The sequence below is a fragment of the Campylobacter concisus genome, assembly GCF_003048615.2.
GTDB lineage: Bacteria > Campylobacterota > Campylobacteria > Campylobacterales > Campylobacteraceae > Campylobacter_A > Campylobacter_A concisus_C.
Genome location: NZ_CP049263.1, coordinates 1,043,019 through 1,067,748, shown reverse-complemented (window position 1 = coordinate 1,067,748; position 24,730 = coordinate 1,043,019). Strand labels below are relative to the sequence as shown.

General features: G+C 39.7%; 16 protein-coding genes and 1 pseudogene. 9 read left to right on the top strand and 8 right to left on the bottom strand.

Going from position 1 to position 24,730, the window contains the following annotated elements; genetic code table 11:
- Positions 1–366: 366 nt before the first annotated feature.
- The 4 genes from sdhA (at position 367) to CVS89_RS05400 (ending at position 9,087) form a co-directional block, all read left to right on the top strand.
- Positions 367–2,229 carry an 8-methylmenaquinol:fumarate reductase flavoprotein subunit gene (gene sdhA / locus CVS89_RS05415; protein WP_107848415.1) on the top strand — a complete coding sequence of 621 codons (1,863 nt, stop codon included), beginning with the start codon at positions 367–369 and terminating at the stop codon, positions 2,227–2,229.
- Positions 2,230–2,238: 9 nt separating this feature from the next.
- Positions 2,239–3,204 carry an 8-methylmenaquinol:fumarate reductase iron-sulfur subunit gene (gene sdhB, locus CVS89_RS05410; RefSeq protein WP_107848414.1) on the top strand — a complete coding sequence of 322 codons (966 nt, stop codon included), beginning with the start codon at positions 2,239–2,241 and terminating at the stop codon, positions 3,202–3,204.
- A 2-nt stretch (positions 3,205–3,206) separates the two neighbouring features.
- Positions 3,207–4,064, top strand: coding sequence for an 8-methylmenaquinol:fumarate reductase membrane anchor subunit (gene sdhE / locus CVS89_RS05405; protein WP_103574011.1), 858 nt, complete (start codon positions 3,207–3,209; stop codon positions 4,062–4,064).
- A 319-nt stretch (positions 4,065–4,383) separates the two neighbouring features.
- The gene (locus CVS89_RS05400) at positions 4,384–9,087 is read left to right on the top strand and encodes a hypothetical protein (protein ID WP_107848413.1); all 4,704 of its coding nucleotides are present in this window, start codon (positions 4,384–4,386) and stop codon (positions 9,085–9,087) included.
- 53 nt (positions 9,088–9,140) lie between these two features.
- Here the strand turns inward: CVS89_RS05400 and htpG are convergent, their stop codons facing one another.
- Positions 9,141–10,997: a molecular chaperone HtpG gene (gene htpG, locus CVS89_RS05395; protein ID WP_103644249.1), complete on the bottom strand. Its 1,857-nt coding sequence runs from the start codon at positions 10,995–10,997 to the stop codon at positions 9,141–9,143.
- A 240-nt stretch (positions 10,998–11,237) separates the two neighbouring features.
- Between htpG and CVS89_RS10305 the strand changes: the two are divergent.
- Positions 11,238–12,350, top strand: a pseudogene (locus CVS89_RS10305) (Cache 3/Cache 2 fusion domain-containing protein); the annotation flags it as partial.
- Positions 12,351–12,503: 153 nt separating this feature from the next.
- A complete protein-coding gene (locus tag CVS89_RS10300) occupies positions 12,504–13,208 on the top strand; it encodes a methyl-accepting chemotaxis protein (RefSeq protein ID WP_430393992.1) in 705 nt (234 codons plus the stop codon).
- A 143-nt stretch (positions 13,209–13,351) separates the two neighbouring features.
- Here the strand turns inward: CVS89_RS10300 and CVS89_RS05385 are convergent, their stop codons facing one another.
- The 6 genes from CVS89_RS05385 to CVS89_RS05360 are packed head-to-tail and all read right to left on the bottom strand — an operon-like array spanning position 13,352 to position 18,216.
- Positions 13,352–14,020, bottom strand: coding sequence for a lysophospholipid acyltransferase family protein (locus CVS89_RS05385; protein ID WP_009293860.1), 669 nt, complete (start codon positions 14,018–14,020; stop codon positions 13,352–13,354).
- Positions 14,007–15,314, bottom strand: coding sequence for an SH3 domain-containing protein (locus tag CVS89_RS05380; RefSeq protein WP_107847915.1), 1,308 nt, complete (start codon positions 15,312–15,314; stop codon positions 14,007–14,009). The genes CVS89_RS05385 and CVS89_RS05380 overlap by 14 nt, the downstream gene beginning before the upstream one ends.
- Complete coding sequence (gene purQ / locus CVS89_RS05375; RefSeq protein WP_107847914.1) at positions 15,308–15,973, bottom strand: phosphoribosylformylglycinamidine synthase I; 666 nt, start codon at positions 15,971–15,973, stop codon at positions 15,308–15,310. The genes CVS89_RS05380 and purQ overlap by 7 nt, the downstream gene beginning before the upstream one ends.
- On the bottom strand, positions 15,970–16,206 hold the full coding sequence (gene purS / locus CVS89_RS05370) for a phosphoribosylformylglycinamidine synthase subunit PurS (protein ID WP_009293857.1): 237 nt from the start codon (positions 16,204–16,206) through the stop codon (positions 15,970–15,972). Before purS ends, purQ begins: the two co-directional genes overlap by 4 nt.
- 8 nt (positions 16,207–16,214) lie before the next feature.
- Complete coding sequence (gene purC / locus CVS89_RS05365) at positions 16,215–16,925, bottom strand: phosphoribosylaminoimidazolesuccinocarboxamide synthase (protein WP_009293856.1); 711 nt, start codon at positions 16,923–16,925, stop codon at positions 16,215–16,217.
- 16 nt (positions 16,926–16,941) lie between these two features.
- Positions 16,942–18,216 (bottom strand): S41 family peptidase, encoded by a 1,275-nt coding sequence (locus CVS89_RS05360; RefSeq protein WP_223227319.1) that lies wholly within the window; start codon positions 18,214–18,216, stop codon positions 16,942–16,944.
- A gap of 252 nt (positions 18,217–18,468) precedes the next feature.
- On the opposite strand from CVS89_RS05360, the gene CVS89_RS05355 reads away from it, so the two are divergent.
- Positions 18,469–21,042, top strand: a complete 2,574-nt coding sequence (locus CVS89_RS05355; RefSeq protein WP_107847913.1) for an ATP-dependent Clp protease ATP-binding subunit — start codon at positions 18,469–18,471, stop codon at positions 21,040–21,042.
- 104 nt (positions 21,043–21,146) lie between these two features.
- On the opposite strand, the gene CVS89_RS05350 is transcribed toward CVS89_RS05355, so the two are convergent.
- Entirely contained in the window at positions 21,147–22,685 is a 1,539-nt protein-coding gene (locus CVS89_RS05350; protein ID WP_107847912.1) for an inorganic phosphate transporter, read from the bottom strand.
- 130 nt (positions 22,686–22,815) lie between these two features.
- Here CVS89_RS05350 and CVS89_RS05345 point away from each other — a divergent pair, with 130 nt between their 5' ends.
- Together CVS89_RS05345 and CVS89_RS05340 are read left to right on the top strand one after the other, a co-directional pair.
- Positions 22,816–23,718 carry a disulfide bond formation protein DsbA gene (locus tag CVS89_RS05345; RefSeq protein WP_107847911.1) on the top strand — a complete coding sequence of 301 codons (903 nt, stop codon included), beginning with the start codon at positions 22,816–22,818 and terminating at the stop codon, positions 23,716–23,718.
- A gap of 30 nt (positions 23,719–23,748) precedes the next feature.
- Positions 23,749–24,180: a GatB/YqeY domain-containing protein gene (locus CVS89_RS05340; RefSeq protein ID WP_107847910.1), complete on the top strand. Its 432-nt coding sequence runs from the start codon at positions 23,749–23,751 to the stop codon at positions 24,178–24,180.
- Positions 24,181–24,730: the final 550 nt, after the last annotated feature.

Genomic DNA, 24,730 nt, shown 5'->3' with positions numbered 1-24,730 from the left:
TATTAGTTTTAATTATTTATTTAATTTTAAGAAATATCCTCAAAGATACGTAAAATTGGCTATTTTATAACATTTTATCTATTTTTATTAATATATTGCGAGATAATATTATTTTTATCTTTATCAAAATAATAAACTTATAAGTAGTTGCTGCAAACACGATAAAATGGTCTTTTGCTAAATGATTTTAGCTATCAAATCTCACTATATAACCTAAAATAAATCTTTATGTTTCTTTTAAGTAAATTTTATGTAAAGTTTTATTATTAATTTTTTTATTAATATAGTTGTTTTAAAAAATGTTAAGAAATGAACTGGCGGTGCGTTTTTTGACGCTAATAAACTTATTAAAATAGGAAGTTATCAATGAGTGAAAAATTTACCAGAAGAGAATTTCTACAAAGCGCCTGTATTAGCGTAGGTGCGCTAGCTACAACAGCTGGTGCGACCAATGTTTTTGCTGGCGAGTTGCCAAAAGGCAATGAAAATGGCTTGCCATCTGTTGATGTGCTAATAATCGGCTCTGGCGGTGCTGGACTTCGTGCAGCAACAGCCGTTCGCAAGCAATATCCAAACTCAACCGTCGTTGTCGCTACAAAGATGATGCCATCACGTAACGCGACCTGTATGGCAGAGGGTGGCATAAACGGCGTTACTGACTTTAGCAACGGCGACAGCTTCAAGCTTCACGCTTATGACACCGTAAAAGGTGCAGCATATCTTGCTGATCAAGATGCGGTAGTGAAATTTTGCGAGGCAGCAGGCGCAGTCATTCACGAGCTAGATTATAACGGCATGCTCTTTTCTCGTAAAGATAATGGTGACGTGTCCCGTAAAGATAATGGCGATGTTGCATTTCGCTTCATGGGTGGCGCTAGCAAAAAACGCTGTAACTATGCAGCCGATAAAACTGGTCACGTTTTGATGCACGCCTGTCTTGACGACGCTATCACAGCTGGCGTTAAATTTCTAATGGACCATGAGCTACTTGAGATCGGTCTTGAGGATGGTAAAGTTGAAGGCGTCGTTCTTCGCAACATCCAAGATGGTCAAATTTACCCAGTTCTTTGCAAATCTCTAGTCATAGCAACTGGCGGATACACTAGAATTTTCTACAACCGCACTTCAGTTCCATTTATAGCAACAGGAGATGGCATAGCTGCTGCGCTTAAAGTAGGTCTTGGTTTTGAAGACCCTGAGATGCTTCAGTTTCACCCAACTGGCGTTCAAAATGGCGGCACGCTAATCACAGAAGCTGCTCGTGGCGAGGGCGGATACTTGTTAAACAACAAGGGCGAGCGCTTTATGAAAAACTATCACGAAAAGATGGAGCTAGCTCCTCGTGACGTCGTCGCTCGTGCTATCGAGACAGAAATTCGCGAGGGTAGAGGCTTTGGCGAGGGTATGAGCGCTTATGTGCTTTGCGATGTTCGTCACCTTGGCAAAGATACTATTATGAAAAAGCTTCCAAAAATTCGCCACACAGCGATGCTCTTTCAAGACATCGACCTAGTCGAGCAACCAGTGCCTATCCGCCCAACAGCTCACTACTCAATGGGTGGCATAGAGGTAGCTAAATTCGATGATATGAGCACAAAAATCCCTGGAATTTACGTAGGTGGTGAGGCTTCATGTGTATCTATCCACGGCGCAAACCGCCTTGGCGGAAACAGCCTAACTGACGCAGTTGTAACTGGCGATCTAGCTGGCAAAGGTGCTGGTGCTTATGCTCAAAATGCAAAATTTGCAAGCGGCAAGAAAACTTCTGAGCTAGCAAAAATGTGGCAAGATAAATTTAAATCTATCGCAACAGGTGAGGGTGGCGTAAATGATATGTACGCACTTCGTGAAGAGCTTGGTAAAAATAATTGGGATCTAATGGGTATCTTTAGAACTGGCGCAAAACTAGATCAGCTCTCTAAAAATCTAGAAGCCATCCAAGCAAAATATGACACCATCAAAGTGCCAAATCAAAATCCAGTCATGAACACAGCATTTACCGACTACGTCGAGCTTGGCAACCTTATACTTCTTTCTCGTGCAGCATGTCTTGCAGCGCAAAATCGTCTTGAGAGCCGTGGCGCTCACACAAGAGAGGACTATCCAAAAAGAGATGATGTAAATTTCTTAAAACACAGCATAGTCACACTAAAAGACGGCAAGTTGGAGCTTGGCTACAAAGATGTTGTGACAGGCATATTTTCACTTGACGGCAAGAAGCCAGAGTAAGGAGCTAGGATGAAAATTATTATTGACCGTTTTGACGGAACTAAAAAATATGAATCAACTTATGAGCTAACAAATGAAGAGGTCAAAGGCAAAACGCTCTTAACAGTGCTTTTTGATATCAAACAAAAGAAAGATGCGACATTAAATTTCACAGCATCTTGTCGCTCAGCGATATGCGGTGCGTGCGCTGTTAGAGTAAATGGTCACTCATATCTAGCTTGCGACACAAAGATGAACGAGCTTTTGGCTGAGTATGGCAACCCAGATACTATTAGAATTTCACCACTTGGAAATTTCAAGGTTATCTCAGACCTTATGGTGGATTGGGAGCCAAGTATAGAAAATTTACGCAAGATTAGACCAAGCATCACAGCTAAGCCAGGATTTAGCGCCGAAAAAGGCTGTAAGCAAAGTCAAAAAGAGTACGATAAAGTAGCACTTGAATGGGACTGCATACTTTGTGGTGCGTGCGCTAGCGAGTGTAATAAGCTTGAAGCAGATGCGAGTGATTATATGCAGCCGTTTGTATTTGTTCATGCTTATAGAGCTGCCTTTGACTCACGTAGCAAAGATCCTATGCCGCACCTAAAACCAGCTATCGACAACGGACTTTGGATGTGTGTAAAGTGCCAAGAGTGTGCTGACCGCTGTCCAAAAGGCATAAGCGCATGCAGCGACATAACAGATCTTCGTATCATGGCTATACAAAAAGGCTTTAATGAGGGCATGGGGCCAGATCACGCTGAGGCGTTTTTAACTGATCTAGTTGATGGCTCAGGCAGGCTAAATGAGGTTAGACTTGCACTTCGTTCAGAAGGCGTTATCAAAAATATGGGCAAACTAGACATCGCTGCAAATTTAATGCTTGCTGGCAAGATGAATCCGCTTCATGTATTTGGCGAAGAAGACATAGAAGGTCATGACGATCTAGTAAAAATGATAAATGCGGCTCGCAAAGCTGCTAGTAAGGAGTAATTATGCAAAATGAATTCGCTTTTTTCCCAGGATGCGTACTCACTCAAGCAGCTAAAGAGGCTAAGATGTCGCTTGAGGCCATCGCTCCAGTGCTTGGCTGGAAGCTTCACGAGATAAAGGGCTGGAGCTGCTGTGGTGCTCAACAAGCACAAGACGTAGATCCTATGGCTGCACTTGTAGCAAATGCTAGAAATATAGCGCTTGCAGAGCAGATGAATATGCCGATGCTTACGACATGCTCAACTTGTATGCTAACTCTAACAAGAGCTAAAAGCACACTTGATAAGGGCGCAAAAGATCGTATCAATACATTTTTAGCTGAAGGTAATATGAAATATAACGGCTCAACAGAGATCACAAGCCTTCTTTGGGAGCTTTACCAAAATGTTGATACGCTAAGAGCAAAGGTCGTTAAGCCACTTAGCGGACTAAAAGTAGCGCTATTTTACGGCTGCCACAGCCTAAGACCTGAAAAAGATCTACACAACAGAGAAAGCTCAGTCAATCCAAAGAGCTTTGAAACTGTTGTAAGCGCACTTGGTGCTACTATCGTGCCATTTGAGAAAAGACTTGACTGCTGCGGCTTCCACGCTAGCTATCCAGCTGGAAAATCAGTAAGAAAAATGTCAAGCCAGATCGTAAATAACGCTGATCAAAATGGCGCAGACGTAGTTGTAACTCCGTGCCCACTTTGTCAAATGCAACTTGACATCTATCAAGAGAGATACCAAGATGAGAACCACTCAGATGTTAGAAAACCTATCATCCACCTTTCTCAGCTTGTAGGTCTTGCACTTGGCCTATCTGTGGAAGAGCTAGGACTTGATCTAAACATCATCGACGCTAGCAAGATAGCGTAAATTTTATCCCACGTCTTTTGGCGTGGGAGATTTCAAACATAAATTTTTCAAAATAAATAAAATTTGATAACAAAATAGTTTTAAAATTTACTTTGTGATATAGAAATTTTCTTACTGATAAAATTTATTTAAATTTGCTCTTTTATATCATTGCAAAAATAGCGCACTATCAGGTAATCACACTAAATTTTAGATATAAAAAAGAGTGCAAAATGACAATTTTTTATATAAAATCACTTTATTTATTTTGTAATACTTTTGGCTATAATCGCGTGAAAATTTAAATGGATGTTTTAGTTTTAAATTTAAAGGATGAAAGATGCAAAGCGTTGGTGTCGTCGCAAAGATAAGTGGAAAAGTTTTTGTAAAACGCAATGGAAAGTTGATCTTGCTAAAGCAGGGCGATGAGATATTTTTGGGCGATGAGATCATCACGCAAAGCAGCAACGACACTATTGTTGTAAATTTTGATCACGCTGCGCCTATCACACTACTTGAACCACAAAATATCATCATCACAAAAGAGCTATCAAATGCAAAATTTGACGCCCAAGGCAATGAAGCGCAAGTAGAAGAAGACAAGAGAAGGATTTTTGGCGAGAGCGAAGAGTCTAGTAGCAAAAGCAGCGACGAAAGCGCTCAAGGCTCTAGCCACCACTCTCATGGCTCAAGTCATGGTAGCGACGCAACAAGCATAAATGGATCAAATTTTGACACGCAAGGACACATCTCAAACGTAGTTTGGTTTGATGGCGGTACGCTAGAGCTACCAGCTATCATCTCAAGCGAGCCAGCAATGCCGGTTAGTTCTATTAGCGGAGCAGCGCCAGTAGCGGCTGAACAAAAAGAGAGTGCTCCAGCTATACCAGCGCCTAGCATTGCACTTTTAAAAGACCTTGACGGCGATGGTTATATCAATATCGCAGAAGCAGGCGGCGATCCTAATCACACAAGCATGGCTGTTGCTTTTAACAATGACTTCAAGCCAGGCGACAAAGTGACGCTAGAAGTTGTAAATAACGGCACAAAGACCACGCTTTCTTACAAGGTAGATCCTGCAGGCACAAGCGTGATAAATGAAAACAATCCAAGCGAAATTTTGCCTATCACGCCAAATGCAACAAATCCAGATCAAAAAGAATTTATCATCCCAAGCGTTGCTATAACGCCAAATGCTCCATTTAATGTAAGCTCTAGCATCACACTAGCAAATGGCGCTAGCTCAGCTCCAGCAAAGGCAGCCGCAAGCGTTGATACCGTTACGCCAGCTCTTAGCTTTACAAAGGTGGTTTTAGGAAAAGACCTAAACGGCGATGGCGTGATAGACGCTAGCGAAAATGGCTTTAATCCAGCCAACAGTACCCCAAGCGACGATGCGAAGATCGTTTTATCACCAAATATGAAAATAGGCGATAAGATAAAGCTCACTACCACCGATCCTGACGGCACTTTGCATGAAAAGACGCTTGTTAAAACATCTAGTGGCACGCTTGTGGATAAAGATAGTGGTGAGAGCTATCCACTCACAAGTGAGAGCGGCGGAAATGTCGGCTTTAATGTGGCAAGTGCTGTTAAAATTTCATCATCAACGCCAACAAATGTAAATATCCAAATGATAAGTAAATCAGGCAATCCAGGTGCGACAGATACGGTAACTATAGCAAATAATAACGATCCGATCGCTGTTTTTACACTTGATGAGAACAAAGACGGCATTATAAATGCAGCCGAACTAGCTAAAAGTGGCGGCACGGCGTCGCTTATCGATATCTATGTGCCAAACAACGCCGCAGTTGGCGACAAGATCCGCATAAAGGTCGATGATCCAGCTAGCACACCAACAAGCGTCACAAAGACCTATACTATCGCACCTGACGGACTTACTGCCACGCTTGATGGAGGTAGTGAGACTATCTCTATCCAAAATGGCAAGATCACAGTTACTGACCCTACAAGCTCAACTGATCCAAGTAGGAAAAAACTAAGCACGACGATCATTGATGGCACGACTGGAGCTTTAAAAGCTTCAAGCGTGAGTGAAATTTCAAGCGATACGGTCGCACCTGTTAGGTCTCCGCACGTGCAGTTTGCAAAAGATAGCGATAAAGACGGTGTGCTAACTAGTAAAGAGAGTGGCTTTAGCCCTGATGGTGCGAAAACCTCTATAAAGATGAAAATTCCAAACGACGCAAGAGATGGCGATAAATTTGAGATAGATATCGCAGGAAGCGACGGCAAGACAGATAAGATAACCATTAAAATTTCTCAAAACGCATCCGGCACATATAGCGCCACAAGAGATGATGGCGTAGCTATCAATGTAAATAATGGCACCATAGAGACCACGACAAAACTTTATGGCGTTACGACAAATTTCACGACCACATTTACCGACAAAGCTGGCAACAAAGCAGACCCAGTCACAGACGAGATCACCGTAGATAACAGCATAAAGGTGCAGTTTGCAAGGGATAATGACGGAGACGGGCTAATTGATAGCATCACCACGCCTTCTGGCTCACCATCAACCCAAAGCGACCTTGATATCTACGTGCCTAGCAACGCAAAACCAGGAAGCAACGTAAGCGTCACTATCTCAACTCCTACCATACCAGCTGTAACTACAACTGTCAAATACACAATAAGCGACGACGGACTAACCGCCTTGCCAAGTGACGGCTCAGCGCCACTTCCTATAGTAGATGGTAAATTTAGCATACCAAATGTCCCTATCTCGGTCGATCACTCTACGCCTGTTAGAGCCACTATCACGACACCAAACGAGGTCACCACAACTGATGGCGTTCGCGGTAGGCTCTTTGACTTTGGAATTCTAAGCTACATAGATGACGTCAAGCTTGCCACGCAGATAGATGGAGGAGCTATAAATATCGCTAAATACCTTAGGGTAGAAGACTATGAGAAGGTTATCCAGAAAAATAACTTTGATGATGAGACAAAAACCATAAAAGAGTACAACATCTCACTTACTAACGACGAACAGCCAAATATTATATTTGGCGTGGACCGCGACCCTGGCACAAAGCTTCGTTTAGCACTTGAGGATGATCATGGCAATGCCAAAATTTTACCAAGCGGGCAAACATATATAGATCTAACAGTCGGCGCAGATAAACGTGTAAATATGGACTTTGAGGCCCTTGGTATAAAGCTAGATGAGAGATACTCAAACATAAGAGCGACCGTTTTAAAGAGTGATGATACAAAGGATGATGATCTGATAGTTCACGTAGATCTAGACGCCACCCCTGATGCGATCGGCACTCCAACGGCAACTTCACATGTAACTAGCGTAGATATCTCAGGTAGTGTTGGCACCGATGCGGGCGGCAACAACACGCTAAATAAAAACACTATAAACAAAGTAGATCTTTATGATCTGCTAAATTCCGTCCACAAAAGTTCAGCCCTTGATGATACGCACAGCTACTCTGAAAATTTTGCCCTGCCAGCAAACAGCACTGGAGCAAATTTCATGATAAAAAATGCCGACACCGCAGGAAACGTCTCTGTTAGCACAGTAACTTTTATCGGCAACAGCGGCCTTGATGCTGATATGTGGTTTTATAACTATGTAGATCCATCTTGGACGGCTAGGGTAGGCAGTAACAACTCTGGTGTTTACTCGCAGCGAGGGGGCAAATCCATCTATAAAGACTATATCAAAATTTACTCTCCAAGCGCCTCTACTACATATGACGTTGTGCAGTTTGCCTCTGGGACGCACTATAAGACCCTGTCTGACCCAGGCAATATGCACGCAGAAGATCTAGCAAGGGTGGGTAGATATGGAAACGATGCCTTGTATAGCGCATCTAACCCATACGCACCAAAGAAATTTAGAAACGGCGTAGATACGACTGCTGGCACAGGAGAAAATATAAGCTTTGCAAATGGCACATTAAAAGGCAAGCCTGGCAACTACACGCTTGGTGAGTCAAACCCTGTTGGCTCTGACCTTGTCATGAAAATGGATGGTTGGATATATGTAAATGCTCCTGGAACATACTCAGTAAGAGCAGCCGACCTACACAACTATGTAGAGCTAACTATAAATGGCAATACACAAAAATTTGGAAGTGCAACAACATTTATACAGCCGTCCACAGAGGTATCATATGGCAAAAATGGTCAATGGTGGAGTAGGGATTTTACATTTAATAAGGCTGGCTTTTATAAATTTGATATGGAGTATATGGACGGAACTGGCGAGATGAATTTATCTTTGTATATAATGCAAAAAAATAGTGCGCCAGCTAGTGGACCTTATCCGATAGACACTTTAGTAGGATCAGAGCATAGTGGTACTCGCCTCTTTAGCAATAACTATGTTGAAGCGCTCATTCAAAATGATTTTATTAAAAAAATAGGAGCTACAAATTCTTACGAGATAAATACAAGCAAATATAGCGAGGCAAATTTTGGAGACCCAATCTATCTAAAACAAGAAGGCGACGTAAAAGGCGGTAACCTAGATGATGCTTTTGTTTATAGTAAGGGCAGGGCGATAGACGGCAAAGGCGGAGTAGATACGCTTATAGTAGTTGATGATGTGGATTTTTCAAATTTAGACAATGTTAAAAAGATAAATAACTTTGAAAAAGTACAACTTGGTAGTGCAGATCAGGCTGTTTCTATAAAATTTAGCCCAAATGGCATCTTTGACATCGTAGATAGTAGAAATACAAGAGATGCGAGCAACAGTGCGGCCAGCGAGAGTGTAAATACCGTGCTAAAGGTTATAGGCGACAGCAAAGATTTAGTACAGCTTACGCATGATTTTGTAAAAGCCACAAAAGCAGATATCACCACGCTAAATAATAAACATAGCGTTGTTGGCGATACTTATAACAAAGTAGATGTTACAAGTGATGGAGACGCGGTAAATCAAGTCTACAAAGCGACTTTTGATCGTCAAGAAACCATCAATGGAAGACTGATACCATCAACACACACTGTTTTTATCGAGATCCAAGACGGCGTGCAAGTTGATCTGTTATAGAAATTTAAATTTATTAAAAAGGTAAAGCCCAAATTTCTTTGGGCTTACAAATTTTATATAGCTTTTATTATCACTTTTGTTAGAAGCTCTGAAAATTTAGCTGGATTTTCTAGGCTCATGCCTTCATTTAGCCTTGCCATATCAAGAAGCAAAGGTGCTATGTCATAAACCATCGCCTCATTTTTCTCAAGTTTTGCGAAAATTTCATGATCAGCATTTATCTCCAAGATCGGCTTAACTTTTGGAGCATTTGCGCCTTGTCCCATCTGTTTTAACATCTCTTGCATAGCGTAGTCAGGGTCGTTTTTATCATATATTAGCACCGCAGCCGAGCTTGAGAGCCTTGAGCTTAGCCTAACATCTTTTACCTCGTCTTTTAAGATCTCTTTCATCTTAACAAGCGTGTTTGCAATCTTGCTCTCATCGACCTTCTCATCGTTTTTGATCTCGTCATTTATATCAGCGTGTGAGACTGATTTTAGAGGTGTTTTTTCAAATTCATTAACCATTGGCATTACGATCGTGTCGATCTCTTCGTCCATTATTAACACTTCGATGTCGTTTTTCTTAAAGCTCTCAAGAAGCGGCGAATTTCTTAGCATATTTTCGTTGTTGCCGCTGATGTAGTATATCGACTTTTGATCCTCTTTCATCGCTTCCTTATACTCTTTTAGGCTGATAAGTCCGTCTCTTTTTGAACTTTTAAATAGGCAAAGATCCAAAATTTGCTCTTTTTCAGCGTTAAAGCCGTAAAGTCCCTCTTTTAAAACCTTGCCAAATAGTTTGTAAAATTTTATGTATTTTTCGCGGTCATTATCTTTTACTTTTGCAAGTTCGCTTAAAATTTTCTTCACGCTCTGCTCTTTAACGGTTCGCATGATCGCATTTTCTTGTAAAATTTCGCGGCTAACGTTTAGCGGCAGATCCTCAACGTCGATCACACCTTTGATAAATCTTAGATATGGCGGCAAAAGCTCTTTTGCATCGTCAGTTATAAAAACCCTCTTCACATAGAGCTTCACGCCACTTTGATAATCAACTCTAAAGAGATCAAACGGCTCAGTGCTTGGCACATAAAATAGTGTCGAGTACTCGATCTTGCCCTCGGCCTTTGTGTGGATATAAAGTAGCGGATCGCTGCTGTCATGTGAAATTTGCTTATAAAAGTCGTTGTAGTCTTGCTCTTTTAAGCTGGCTTTATTTAGCCTCCAAAGCGCATTTGCCTTGTTGATCTGCTCGTTTTTGGTCTCATAAGTGCCCTCTTTTTCGCCTTCTTTTGGTGCGACGTAGCTCTCTTTATCCATAAAAATAGGATAAGGGATGTGGTTTGAGTATTTTTTGACTATCTCTTCGATGCGCCAAGAATTTGCAAATTCATCGTCATTTAAATGAAGGATTATATCCGTACCAAAGCCATCTTTTTTAGCATCTTCGATCTCGTAGCTTTTTGCATCAGATGTCCATTTATAGGCCTTCTCGCTTAGTGCTCGTTTGCTTATGACTTCGATCTTGTTTGCCACCATAAATGCTGAGTAAAAGCCCACGCCAAACTGGCCGATCAGCGAGCTATCTTTCTTTGCGTCACCACTTAAGCTTTGCATAAAGCCCTTTGTGCCGCTTCTTGCAATGGTGCCTAAATTTGCGATGAGCTCATCTTTATCCATGCCGATACCATTGTCGCTGATGGTTAAAGTCTTAGCTTTTTCATCTACTTTGATATCTATCCTTGGAGTGTAGCTTAAGCTTTTATACTTTTCATCGGTCAAACATAGGTAGTTTAGCTTGTCAAGTGCATCGTTTGAGTTTGATATGAGCTCTCTTAAAAATATCTCTTTGTTTGAGTAAAGAGAGTGGATCATTAAATTTAAAAGGTCATTGACCTCGGTCTGAAATTCAAATTTATCTGCCATTTTCTTTTCCTTTTTTAAAATTTTTGGCAGATTATAACACAAAGTGATAAAAATATACTTAACCTTGATAGTAGTGCTATCAAGTTTTTTTATAAATTTTATAAAATATTCTAAAAGAGTTATATTTTATAAATAAAATAATAATACATATTTAAAAATTATTATTAATTATGGCTATTTGTATAGTTTTCATTTAAAATAGTAGTATAATCAAGCCATAAATCCATAGGAGGGAATCAAATGAATTTACGAAGTATTTTGGTAAAAGTTTCAGCAACGATTGCTGTAGTCTTGGCGGTCTGTATGGCTTGTTTTGTTTTCTACACGTCACACGTCTTAGAGCGTGAGATCAAGGATGGAGTAGTAACTACCGTTAAACAAAATGTCGCACTTGCAATGGATACGGTTAAGCTATTTAATGATGACAACTACAAAAGCGCCGTTTTCTCTATGCATATCTTAAAAGAAAGCCTAGGCAATATAAGAACCAATGGCCAAACCATAAAGACAGAAAATGACAATGCTGTAGAGCTTATCTCAGAAAAAATGGGCATATTAAATAATGATCATGAAGTATCTGATAAGATCAAAAAGCTAACAAATGGCGGAGTACCAACAATTTTTGCTAAATCTGGCAATGACTTTGTTGCTGTTTCTACTTCACTTTTGCTAGATGATGGCAGTAGAGCGCTTGGAGCATTAAACAAAACGATATATCCAAAGATGATGAATAAAGAGACATATATAGGAGCTATAAACATTTTTGGCAGAAACTATATGTGTGTTTACGAACCAGTCATTCAAGATGGCGAGGTTGTAGCAGTTTTATTTATAGGTTACGACTTCACAAACGGTCTAGAGGATCTTAAAAAGACATTTGCTTCTATGAAGCTAGGTGAGCATGGATACTTCTCTATCTTTAATACAAAGACTAATAAATTTGATATCCACCCAACTCAAGCTGGCAAAGAGCTAAGCAGTGAGCTAAAAGCTACTATGGATAACATCACAAAAGAGAGAGAAGGTGCCAAGCTTGTTGTAGCTGATGGAGTTGAAAGAATAGCGGCATTTAAACCATTTGACAAACTAGACTGGATTTTACTTGGTTCAGCTATTACAGATGATTTTTTAACACCTCTAAAAGTGGTTAGTAAAAACTTCATTATTGCAAGCATTATAGTTACATTGCTTCTTATAATAGTATCTATATTACTACTTAAAAAGATGGTTGCAAATCCTATTGATAGATTAGGAGCAAATTTAAATGCTATAACATCTGACTTTACGCTTAAAATCCCAATCTACGGCAAAGATGAGATTGCTAAGATAAGCAATGATATAAATGATTTTATAGAGAGAATAAGAGTACTTATAAGCGACACTAAAAATCTTTCAAATGAAAACAGCTCAGTTGCAAATGAGCTAAGCTCTACATCTCTTCAAACAGGCAAACGCGTAGAAGAATCAACCCAGATCGTTGAAGAGACAAATCAAAGATGTAAAGTAATGCAAGAGAATATGAAAGAGTCACTAGCAGTTGCTCAAGCTGGTAAAGATGACCTTCAAAAGGCAAGCACTCATATAAAAACAGCTACTGAAGCTATTAAATCTCTATCGTCTCAGATAGTTGATTCTGCTAATGTTGAAAATCAAATGGCTGGTAAGATCGAGCAGCTTAGCCGTGATGCTGAGCAGGTTAAATCAGTCCTTGTTGTTATCAATGACATCGCTGATCAGACAAACCTACTAGCTCTTAACGCAGCTATCGAAGCGGCACGTGCTGGCGAGCATGGACGTGGCTTTGCAGTCGTAGCCGACGAGGTTAGACAGCTAGCTGAGAGAACTCAAAAATCTCTAACAGAGATAAATGCAACTATCAACGTTATCGTTCAAGCGATCAATGATAGCAGCGAGCAAATGGGCATCAACTCTAAACAAATTCAAGAGCTAACCCATGTGGCAAGTGACGTTGAAAAGACTATAAATAATATGAGCGAAACGATGAATAACGCCATAGCGATGTCTGATAAGACTATGCAAGACTACATCGCAACTGGTAAAAACGTAAATGAGATCATGGATGGTATCTCAGAGATCAATCAAATTTCATCTGAAAATGCGAGAAGCGTCGAAGAGATAGCTTCTGCGGCTGAACATCTAAATAAGATGACAGATGCACTAAATACAAAACTAAGCGTCTTTAGAACTTAAGTTTTTACCTCTTAAAATTTAATGTTTTTAGGTCTGGCGAGAGCTAGACCTTTTTAAATTTATGGACAAAAATTTCTCGTATATAAAACAAAAAATTTATAAATAATAATAGAGTAGGGCTTTGTAAATTTACAAAGCTAAATTTATTTTCTGTTTTCGTCTAGGACTTTTTGCATGCTCTCTCTAGTCGCCTCTAGCCAGTTTTGTTTTGATGTATCGACTAGATCAAGACAAAAGAGCTTGATGTCAGCTTTTTTAAAGCTAAATTCTTTCACCTTCATCGCATCGCTTCCGACGATTACGATAGGCTGAACCTTTAAATTTAGCTTTTCAACTAGCAGTTTTGCGCCACCTTTAAATGGCAAGAGCTCTTTAGTTTGAGACCTTGTGCCTTCAGGAAATATCGCTAAAACACGGCCATTTTCTACTCTGTCTTTTGCTTCGCTTAAAAGTTTTATTAGCGAGTGTTTGTTTTCTCGCTCAACTGCTATCATCTTTGGGAGGCTCAAAATTTTACCGATGATCGGGATCTTGCCTATTTGCGCCTTTGCGATCCAGCAGATATTTTTAGGGTGGATCTCTTCAAGCACGATGATATCAAGCATGCTTTGGTGATTTATCAGCAAGATATTTGCTTCGTCGCTAAATTTACCGATAACTTCTAGCTTATATCCGCCAAAAAATCTCTGCGATCTGCCCCAAAATTTTCTTATGGCTCTATTTTTAGAGTTAAAGAGCCACATAAAAAATACGACAATAACGACACTTATCACAAATTCAATAGAAAAGAAAAAAGCTCTAATTTTTGACAAGATCACCCTTCCTTACCCAGCCGATTTTGCCATCTGCGAATAAAATTTTTGAGTAGTCGTCTTTTGTGTCTAAAATTTCAACATTTTCGTTTTTACGAGATGCATAAAAAACGGTTGAATTTTTAGTCGGCAAGATAGTGACGCTCACATCTGGCTTAAGCACTGCTTTGCCAAAAGGATTGTAAGTGTAAATCCCAAGTGCGATAAAAACAGCTGCCACAAAGAAGTAGCTTAGCTTTCTTCGCCAGATCGCTAGTAAGATAAAGATAGCGACCAAAGAGTAGATCGTGATATCTTTGTAAGTGCTAAATTCACTTTGTTTTGGATTTAGACCGATTTGCGTGCTAACCTCGTCTTCTTCGACGCTCACAGGCAGTGAAAAGCTCTCAAATTTAGCTTTTTTTAGGTTGTAGTAGTTAAAGTCAAGTGTCTTTTTGTTTGGCTTAAATACCGCAAAATAATATGCACTTTGTGAGTTAAAGTCGCCGTTTATCGTATCTACGCCTTGCTTTAGGATCGTTTTGTTTTCGATATTAAAGGCGCTTAGATCGACATTGTTGCCGTAAATTTCAACGACCATGATGTTGTTTATATCATCAAATTTAGTCGTTTTAAATTTCTTTACCTCAAGGTTGTCAGCGACGATGTGATTGTAGTTCTCGTCACTTCTAAGCTCTTTTAGCTTTGGTAAAAAGATGTTTATGTTTGAGTTTTGATAGTTCTCGCCATTTCTTTTTAGATCCAAGCTAACTCGTAAAGTCTTTGCATCAATGCTTGTTGCTTCAAGGTAGAAAGTGCCGATATATTTGTTTTCTTCACCTTTTACCCATTGAAAATTCTTCTTATTTAGCCATTTGATATTTGTCTCATCAAGCTGTGTCTCAAACTCAAACTCAAGGTCGCTTTGCGTATCAGCTACGATCTCAACGCTAAAAATTTCTCCTACGACGACATTTTTAGGGATATTTGTCGCTTTTAAAAGGAGGTCTTTTATTTTTATCTTGTCATAGACTTGATTATCAGGGACGCTGATGTCTGGTTCGTTTGTCGGCACGATATTTCGCATCTGCTCTGGAGTGATACGCTCTGGCTGTGGGGCGATAGAGCGTGGAGATACGAGCTTTCTTGATATTTCTTCTTCGCTTGGAGTCTTTGTTTGTGGCTTTGAACTTGGGCTATTTACAAATTTATCCTCTCTTGCCTCATTCATCATGTCAAAAACGCTGACTTCATCAGTGTTTGCAGCAAATAAATTTAACGCGAGTAGGGCGATAAAAAGTGTTCGTTTTACCAAACTAGCCCTTTTAACATCTTCATGCCATCATCTGTGCCTAAAATTTTCTCGCAAGCGCGCTCTGGGTGAGGCATAAGACCAAAGATCCTCTTGCTCTCATCGCAAATCCCAGCTATGCTATCAACTGAACCATTTGGATTTATCTCATTGCCGTGGCTGTTGCAGTACTTTAGCAGGACTTGCTCGTTATCATATAGGCTTTTTAGCGTATCTTCGTCGGTGTAGTAGTTGCCCTCGCCGTGAGCGATAGGTATATTTACCACTTCGTCTTTAGCTAAATTTGCTAGGAATTTATTGTTATTTGAGATCACTTTTAGATGGTGATATTTTGAGACAAAATTTAAATTTTCATTTCTTCTCATCGCACCTTTTAAAAGTCCAAGTTCAAGAAGCATCTGAAAGCCATTGCAAATTCCCAAGATGTAGCCACCTTTTTTCGCATGCTCTTTTACAGCCTGCATAGCTGGGCTAAATTTAGCTATCGCAGCCGTTCTTAGATAGTCGCCATAGCTAAAACCACCAGGTAAAACGACTAGATCAGCATCGATCTTATCCTCTTTGTGCCAGATGATATGCGTTTGGCAGCCAAGTAGCTTAAAAGCGTGAGCTGTGTCTTCTTCGCAGTTTGTGCCAGGAAAAAGTATGATGGCTACTTTCATAGCACGATCTCGTAGTCTTCGATGACAGTGTTTGCTAGAAGCTCTTCACACATAACTTTTAGCTGCTCTTTTGCTTTATTTTTATCGCTCTCGTCGATATCTAAAACGATTTGTTTGCCTATCCTGACATTTGAAACACCGCTAAATCCAAGTGAATTTAGCGCATGTTCCACTGCCTTACCAGCAGGGTCTAAGACCCCACTTCTTAATGCTATATTTACGACAGCTTTCATCTTTGTCCTTAAGAAAGAATTCTTCTTAAAACTTCTTCGTAAGCTACTTTTACGCTACCAAGGTCTTGTCTAAATCTATCTTTGTCAAGTTTTTCGTTTGTTGTTGCATCCCAAAATCTGCAGCTATCAGGGCTTATCTCGTCAGCTAAGATGATGTTGCCATCTTTGTCGATACCAAATTCGACTTTGAAATCAACTAGTTTTAAATTTCTCTCTGCAAAGAATTTAAATAATATAGAGTTGATCTCTCTTGCTGTGTGTCTTAGGGTTTGAAGATCTTTTTCGCTCTTTACTAGACCCATGATGATGCAGTGCTCGTCAGTAACTAGCGGATCGTGCAAATCGTCGTTTTTGTAGTAGAACTCAACAAGTGTAAAAGGTAGAACTGTGCCTTCTTTTATGCCAAGCCTTTTGCTAAGTGAGCCAGTTGCGATATTTCTCACAACAACTTCAAGAGGTATGATCTCGCATTTTTTGACCACTTGCTCAGTGTCGCTGATGGTCTCAACAAGGTCAGTGACGATACCTTTGCTCTCTAGTAGTTTAAAAAGCTGAGTAGAGATTTTGTTATTTAGTGCGCCTTTGCCAGCTTCGTTGCCTCTTTTTTGAGCATCAAACGCTGTTAGATCGTCTTTAAATTCAGCCACAAGTAGATTTGGATCGTCTGTGGCGTACATTTTCTTGCCTTTTCCCTCGTAGATAAGCTCTCTTTTTTGCATGTTGTTCTCCTTTAGATTATTGTTGTTTTATCTTTAAAATTTTGATCGTATCAATCGCTGTTTTTAACTGAATATCCTCATCGACTTTTTTCTGTGTGATTATATTTTTATCATCTTTTGCTTCAGTTTTATTACCCTCGCTTGTTGGATTTATCTTGTTTAGCTCGCTCTTTAGGTGCGCTTTTAGTTCGCTCTCTTTGATGCTAAATGCGCTATCATCACTTTGTGGTACTTTGCCAGGATGCACAACTACATCAGGCGTTACGCCAACAGCTTGGATGGTTCTGCCACTTGGCAAGTAGTATCTTGCGATGGTTAGTCTTAGCGCTTCTGTATCGTCTATTGGTAAGATCACCTGAACGCTGCCTTTACCAAATGTGTTTTCGCCGATTATCACCGCACGCTTATGATCTTGTAATGAACCGCTTACGATCTCGCTAGCGCTTGCACTTCCGCCATTTACCAGCACTACAAGTGGGAGCTTTGATAAGGTTTTGCTAGCGCTTGCTTTATACTCTACATTTTCAGATGCCTCACGACCTTTTTGAGAGACGATGATGCCGTTATCTACGAAAAGATCCACTAGATCAACAGCTTGATTTAAAAGACCGCCAGGGTTGTTTCTAAGATCAAGTATGATGCCATTTGCTTTAGGATGCTCTTTGATCGCATCTTTTACCTTTGTGACGACGTTTTTGTCAAAATTTGTGACACGTATATAAAGGATGTTTTCATTTTCTATCATTTTTGCATAGACAGACTCAACCTTTATAAGATCTCTTATGATTTTTACGTCAAATGGCTTTTGCTCGCCTTTTCTTAAGATCGTAATTGTTATCGGAGTTTTTGGCTTGCCGCGCATCTTATTCACAGCTTCATCTATCGTTGTGCCGATAGTTGAGTTGCCATCGATCCTTAAAATGATATCGCCGGCTTTTATGCCTGCTTTATCAGCTGGAGTGTCCTCGATAGGCGAGATAACGGTTAGTGCGCTATCTTTCATGCCAACTGTTATGCCAAGTCCGCCAAATTCGCCGCTTGTTTGCACCTGCATATCTTTATATGCTTTTTCATTTAAAAAGCTTGAGTGAGCGTCCAAATTTTGCATCAAACCAGCGATGGCTTTGTCAATTATCTCTTTAAATTTAATGTCATCAACGTAGTATTTTTCAACGGTTGAGATGGTTTTTGTAAGTTTTGAAAGTGCTTCAAGTTTCGCACTCGCCTCATCTTCAGTTTTAGCAAAAAGCGCATTTACTGCTACGCTTGAGATGAGTAGGGCGCCTGTTATTTTTAGCGCAAAAGATCTAGTAAATTTGTTCAAAATATCTCCTATATTTTTTGGCTCAATTTTATTAACATTTGGCTAAAAAAAGCATAAATTTAGCCTTATATTTTTAGCTTTTGTCTATTTTTAACACAAATTTATAACAGCAAATTTTAGCAATTAAATAAAAAGAGTGACAAATGTTATAAAAATACTTGACAATATAAGACTAAAGTTATATAATGCCGCCATTATAAAATAACTTAAGGAGCTTTAATGGCTGACATAACAGAAAATTTAACAGCGCAGATGCAAGAGACACTTGAAAAAGGCGTTAGCTTAGCGATCTTTTCTAAAAATCCACAAGTTGTGCCACTTCATGTCTTTTGGGCTTTGCTTGCTGATAGTAATTCTATTTTAAATCAAGTATTTAATAAGATGAACATAAGCAAAGACGCAGTCGAGCTTGAGATAAAAAGCAAGATCTCGTCACTCCCAAGCAGTTCAAACGTCACAAAAGATAACGTTTCAGTTTCAAGAGAGCTTATAAATTCGCTTGAAAATGCAAAAGCTTTAATGGTAAGCATGGGCGATAGCTACATAGCTGTTGATACATGGATCATCTCGGCTCTTGAGCTTAGTGAGATCAAACAAATTTTGAGCAAATTTTGCGATATCTTAGAGATCAAAAAGAACCTTGAGAGCATAAGAGGTGGTAAAAAGATAGATAGCCAAACCGGCGATGATACTCTTGATAGCTTAGAGAAATTTGGTATCGATCTAACGCAAAAAGCGCTAAATAAAGAGCTTGATCCAGTCATCGGTCGTGATGAAGAGATCACTAGAATGATGCAAATTTTAATAAGAAAGAGCAAAAACAACCCTATCTTGCTTGGCGAACCAGGCGTTGGTAAAACAGCCATCGTTGAGGGCCTAGCTCAAAAGATAGTTGCTCGCGACGTGCCAACAAGCCTTGCAAACAAGCGTGTCATCGCGCTTGATATGAGCGCAGTTGTAGCTGGAGCAAAGTATAGAGGCGAGTTTGAAGATAGGCTAAAAGCTGTCATTGACGAGGTCAAAAAAGCTGGCAATATCATACTTTTTATAGATGAAATTCACACCATAGTTGGAGCTGGTGCGAGCGAGGGCGGAATGGACGCTGCAAATATCCTAAAACCAGCTCTTGCACGTGGAGAGCTTCACGCTGTTGGTGCGACAACATTAAAAGAGTATAGAAAATACTTTGAAAAAGATGCAGCGCTTCAAAGACGTTTTCAGCCTATAGACGTTAAAGAGCCAAGTGTAAATGAGGCATTGCAAATTTTACGTGGTATAAAAGAGCGCCTTGAAGTTCATCACGGCATCACGATAACAGATAGCGCGCTAGTTGCCGCTGCAAGGCTAAGCGACCGATATATCGCAAACCGCTTCTTGCCAGATAAGGCGATAGATCTTATAGATGAGGCAGCAGCTGAGCTTAAGATGCAAATAGAGAGCGAGCCATACGAGCTTTCAAAGATAAAACGCGAGATCGTAACGCTTCAAGTAGAAAAAGAAGCACTAAAGATGGAGGATGCGGATAAAAATAAAGAGAGACTTGGCGAGATCGAAAAAGAGATAGCTGATCTAAATGAGAAAAAGCTAGCGCTTGATACTAAATTTGAAAATGAAAAGGCCGTTTTTGGCGGAATTTCAAAAGCAACAAAAGAGATCGATAGCTTAAAATCACAAGCCGAGATAGCAAAAAGAAATGGCGATCTTCAAAAAGCTGCCGAGATAGAATACGGCAAAATAGCAGACGCTAAAAAGCACAAACACGAGCTTGAAGAAAAATGGGAACACATGAAAAAAGAGGGCGTGCTTCTTAAAAATCAGGTCGATGAAGAGCTTGTAGCTGAAATTTTGAGCAAATGGACTGGAATTTCAGTTAAAAAGATGCTAACAAGCGAAAAAGAGAAATATCTGCGCATCGAAGAGCATCTAAGAGAGAGCGTTGTCGGTCAAGATGACGCACTACACGCACTTGCACGTGCTGTTAAGAGAAATAAGGCTGGGCTAAATGAGGGTCAAAGGCCGATTGGTTCATTTTTATTTCTTGGACCAACAGGCGTTGGTAAAACTCAGTCAGCTAAGGCTTTGGCTAAATTCTTGTTTGACGATGAGAAGGCACTTATCCGCTTTGATATGAGCGAATATATGGAAAAACATAGCGTGAGCAGGCTTCTTGGTGCGCCTCCAGGATATGTAGGCTACGATGAGGGCGGTCAGCTAACAGAGGCAGTTCGCAGAAGACCTTACTCAGTCATACTTTTTGACGAGGTTGAAAAGGCTCACAAGGATGTATTTAACATACTTCTTGGCATTTTAGATGATGGACGCGCGACTGATAACAAAGGCGTAACGGTTGATTTTAAAAACACGATCATCATTTTAACTTCAAACATCGCTTCAAATTTCATAATGGAGCTAAAGGGTGAAGACCGTGACGTGGCTGTTAAAAACGAGCTTAAAAACTACTTTAAGCCTGAGTTTTTAAATAGGCTTGATGATACTATCATCTTTAATCCTCTAAACGAGCAAGGCTTGATATCTATCGTTGAGATCATGTTTAAAGAGCTTGAAAAAACTCTTCATAACCGCGGCATAAAGGTAGTTTTAAGCGAAGAGGCTAAGAAATTTATCGCAAAAGCTGGCTTTGACATAGTTTATGGCGCAAGACCTCTTAGAAGAGCGCTTTATGAGCTAGTTGAAGATAAGATCGCTGATATGATCTTGAAAGATGAGCTTGAAAGTGGCGATGAGATCACCATTGATAGCGACGGCGAGAAGATCGTCATTAATAAAAAATAACTTCAAATTTACTTGGCAGGTTGATCCAACCTGCCAAGCTTTCATATAAAATTTATACAAAAAACATCAAAAGAATAGGGTGATTTAGCTATTTAAAAATATGACTAAACGCCTAGTAATTTAGCAAGGGCAAAATAAAATATAGCCGATGAGATAGCAGCTGCTGGAAGCGTGATGAGCCAAGCTAGGATGATAGGTCTTACCATTTTCCAGTTTGCGTTTTTATTTACGATGCCTATGCCCAAAACCGCGCCTATTAGGATATGCGTCGAGCTAACTGGTATACCAAGCTTTGTAGCTAGAAGTATGACGATACTTGAGGCAAGCTCCGCGCTAAAGCCAGTAGTAGGTAAAATTTCAGCTAGTTTTGAGCCAATAGTAGTGATCACCTCTTTGCCTAAAAACCAAAGTCCGACGACAAGCGAGATGCCAAAGGTTACCATTGCGATGCTTGGTATGGGTGAGCTTTCATTTATAGAGCCAGTCTTTAGCACATCAAGCACAGCAGCAAATGGTCCAACTGCGTTTGCAATGTCGTTTGCGCCGTGTGAAAATGCAAAAGATGAAGCGGTAAAAATTTGAAACCATGAGAAAATTCTATTGATGCTCTTTTCGCTATCGTTTTTACTCATAACGTTTATGATAGCAAGGCTTGCAAGATACGCTAGAGCTCCGATGACGAAGATGATCCAGACTGTTTGGATGATGCTAAAGGCTAAATTTATATGCTCAAGCCCTTTAAAAAGCATCATTGATGAGATGACCATTGCGGCAAATCCAGCGATGATCGGGATGTGCTTTTTCATCGCCTTAAAGGTATCTATCTCTTTTTCGCTATCTTTCATGATGCGAATTTTTGAGCGGTATTCGCTGTATTCAGTGGTTTCGATCTCGTCCTCATCGATAACTGCGATCTTTGAAAGAGTGGCTATCTGCTCCTCAGCTGGCTTTGTTTTAAGCGCTTTTATGAAGCTTTCTTTATAAGCTTTTCTCTCAGCTTTTAACGCTTTTAAATTTGTCTTTAGCTCGTGCGTTGGCTCGATTATTTTGCTTTTTACATAGCCAAATATAATGTAAGACATCACGCCGCCAAGCAGTGGCGAGATGACCCAGCTAACGGCGATCCTGCCGATCTCGCCCCAAGAGACCATGTTAAATGGCTCAGGATCTTTTATCATAAATCCCATAGCAAGTCCTGCGCCAACGATGCCACCAACTATCGAGTGAGTGGTCGAGACTGGCAGACCTTTTTTGGACGCATAAAATAGCCAAAGACCAGAGCTAAGAAGGGCTGAGATCATGATGATGACAAATTTCATCGGGCTTAGATCGCTTGGAAATTTCACGATCTCGTTTCTAATGGTATTTGTAACCTCAGATCCTGCAAATATCGCACCGCTAAGCTCAAAAATGGCGGCGATTACAAGAGCTTGTTTTAGTGTGAGTGTTTTTGCGCCAACGCTTGTGCCAAAGCTGTTTGCAACGTCATTTCCGCCGATATTAAACGCCATAAAAAGGCCAAACATGCCAGCGATCAAGAATAAAAAGTAGTTATTTGTCGGGATGTATTGATAGCCCCAAACGAAAAATCCAACGCTGCAAATCGCAAAAATAACTAACGCCAAGAAGTTATCTCGAAGCAATCAAGCCCCCTTGTAAGAGTTTTTGGCAAAATTATATCTTGAAAATTATTAAAGTTTTTAGAATTTTCTCACTTTAAATGATACTAAATTATCATATGTTAGAATTTGGCAAAAATATTAAGGATAAATTTTGGTTATAGCGATCGATCTTGGCTCAAACACCTTTCGTGTGGCACTTATAAAAAAAGAGCAAAATGGCTTTAGTAACGAGCAAATTTATGAAAAGATAGTTGGAGCTGCAAGGGGCTTAAACGAAAGTGGCAAGATAGGCTTGGAGGCTAAAAATAGGCTTTTTGAAGCGATATCGGAGGCTAAAAGCAAATTTGACTTTACTAAATTTAAATGCGTGGCAGTCGCGACCGAGGCTTTTAGAGTGGCGTCAAATAGCGAAGAAATTTTTAGCGAGATAAGAGAGAAATTTGGCATAAATTTTCATATCATTGACGGGCAAGCTGAAGCAAAACTTACATTTTTAGGCGTGCAAAATGCCTTAAAAAAGCTTGGCATAAATGATAAATTTAGCCTGATCGACATCGGTGGTGCAAGCTCAGAGATAGGCGAAGATGGAAAATTTATAAGCTTTAAATTTGGCATCATCACCTTTTACGAGAGGTTTAAAATGCTTGATCTGATGCAAGAAAATGCAAAAATTTATACAAAAGAGGCAAGGGAATTTTTAACAAGCCTTAACAACAGGCTTATCGTGCTAACTTCTGGCGTGCCGACCACTATCGCAACACTAAAGCTTGGGCTAAACTACGAAAGCTACGATCCAAAAAAAGTGAGCGGATATGAGCTTAAAAATGACGATCTTGCTTGGTTTATAAATGAGCTTTTAAAGATGGATGACAAAAGCGCTGATGTGGCGGTTGGAAGAAGTAGAAAGTATCCGCTCATCGCTGGAACGCTGCTTTTAAAGGAGCTACTAAACGGGCAAGAAGCGAAATTTATAGTTATCGATGATGGGCTTAGAGAGGGCGTTGGGGAGGCTTATCTAAAGGGCATATTTCAAGAAATTATCACAAAATTTTAGTTATTATTTCAAAAATTTAAAGGAGAAAAAATGAGCATAAGAGAGCAAATTTTAGCCGACATAAAAGAGGCTATGAAAGCAAAAGATGAGTTTAAAAGAGACGCTTTAAGGACGCTAAATGCGGCACTTAAGCAGGTTGAAGTCGATCAAAGGATCGAGATGACCGACGAGGTCGTGCTCCCGCTACTTCAAAAAGAGATCAAAAAGAGAGCTGACTCGGTTGAACTCTATCTAAAGGGAGCAAGAGAGGATCTAGCCAAAAAAGAGCAGAGCGAGATCGAGCTTATCAAGACATATCTGCCAGCTCAGCTAAGTGATGATGAGTTAAAAGAGAAGATAAAAAGCATAATTGAAAAGGTTGGTAAAAATTTAGGCGCTGTGATGAAAACGGCAAAAGATGAGATCGGAGCGAGCGCTGAAGCAAAACGCATAAGCATGATCGCAAAAGAGCTTTTGGCATAATCTGCAAATTCCTATTCCTTATAATAAATAGAGCTTGTGTGTCTATTGGTCACATAAGCTTTTTCTTAATTGTTTATTTTAAAAAAATATTACAGTAGCAAAAACATCTATAATATGACAAAAGGTAAAATGCAAGGTATTTTATATATTTTGTATTGAAAACTGTAATTTTCAAATTGATATTTTAAAATCTTTATTCTGCTCTTTTGAGAGTTTTAAATGGCTATATTTGGCTATGTTTTGGATTTTATCTTTTGTGTGATCTAAATTTATCCATTAAATTTGGCGTAAAAATATTTGTAAGAAAATTAGTTAAATTTTACACTTTTCAAAAATTGTGAAATTTGCATCTAGCTTATATATAACTTAAGATTTAATCTACACTATTTTGAAAAATTGAGTAAGAGCTATCTTTGGAGTTTGTGGTTTTTGCTTTTAAACGCAGAGCACCGATCTTGCAAAAGCGGCGATAAATGTAAATAAAGTACTTGCTTGAGATATGGCATTTTTGGATGCAAATTTAATCCAAAGCAAGTGCTTTTTAAAAGCT

Bases quoted from the DNA above. Each gene is read 5' to 3' on its own strand.
- sdhA (WP_107848415.1), top strand. From the start codon at position 367: ATGAGTGAAAAATTTACCAGAAGAGAATTTCTACAAAGCGCCTGTATT.
- sdhB (WP_107848414.1), top strand. From the start codon at position 2,239: ATGAAAATTATTATTGACCGTTTTGACGGAACTAAAAAATATGAATCA.
- sdhE (WP_103574011.1), top strand. From the start codon at position 3,207: ATGCAAAATGAATTCGCTTTTTTCCCAGGATGCGTACTCACTCAAGCA.
- CVS89_RS05400 (WP_107848413.1), top strand. From the start codon at position 4,384: ATGCAAAGCGTTGGTGTCGTCGCAAAGATAAGTGGAAAAGTTTTTGTA.
- htpG (WP_103644249.1), bottom strand. From the start codon at position 10,997: ATGGCAGATAAATTTGAATTTCAGACCGAGGTCAATGACCTTTTAAAT.
- CVS89_RS10300 (WP_430393992.1), top strand. From the start codon at position 12,504: ATGCAAGAGAATATGAAAGAGTCACTAGCAGTTGCTCAAGCTGGTAAA.
- purQ (WP_107847914.1), bottom strand. From the start codon at position 15,973: ATGAAAGTAGCCATCATACTTTTTCCTGGCACAAACTGCGAAGAAGAC.
- purS (WP_009293857.1), bottom strand. From the start codon at position 16,206: ATGAAAGCTGTCGTAAATATAGCATTAAGAAGTGGGGTCTTAGACCCT.
- purC (WP_009293856.1), bottom strand. From the start codon at position 16,925: ATGCAAAAAAGAGAGCTTATCTACGAGGGAAAAGGCAAGAAAATGTAC.
- CVS89_RS05355 (WP_107847913.1), top strand. From the start codon at position 18,469: ATGGCTGACATAACAGAAAATTTAACAGCGCAGATGCAAGAGACACTT.
- CVS89_RS05340 (WP_107847910.1), top strand. From the start codon at position 23,749: ATGAGCATAAGAGAGCAAATTTTAGCCGACATAAAAGAGGCTATGAAA.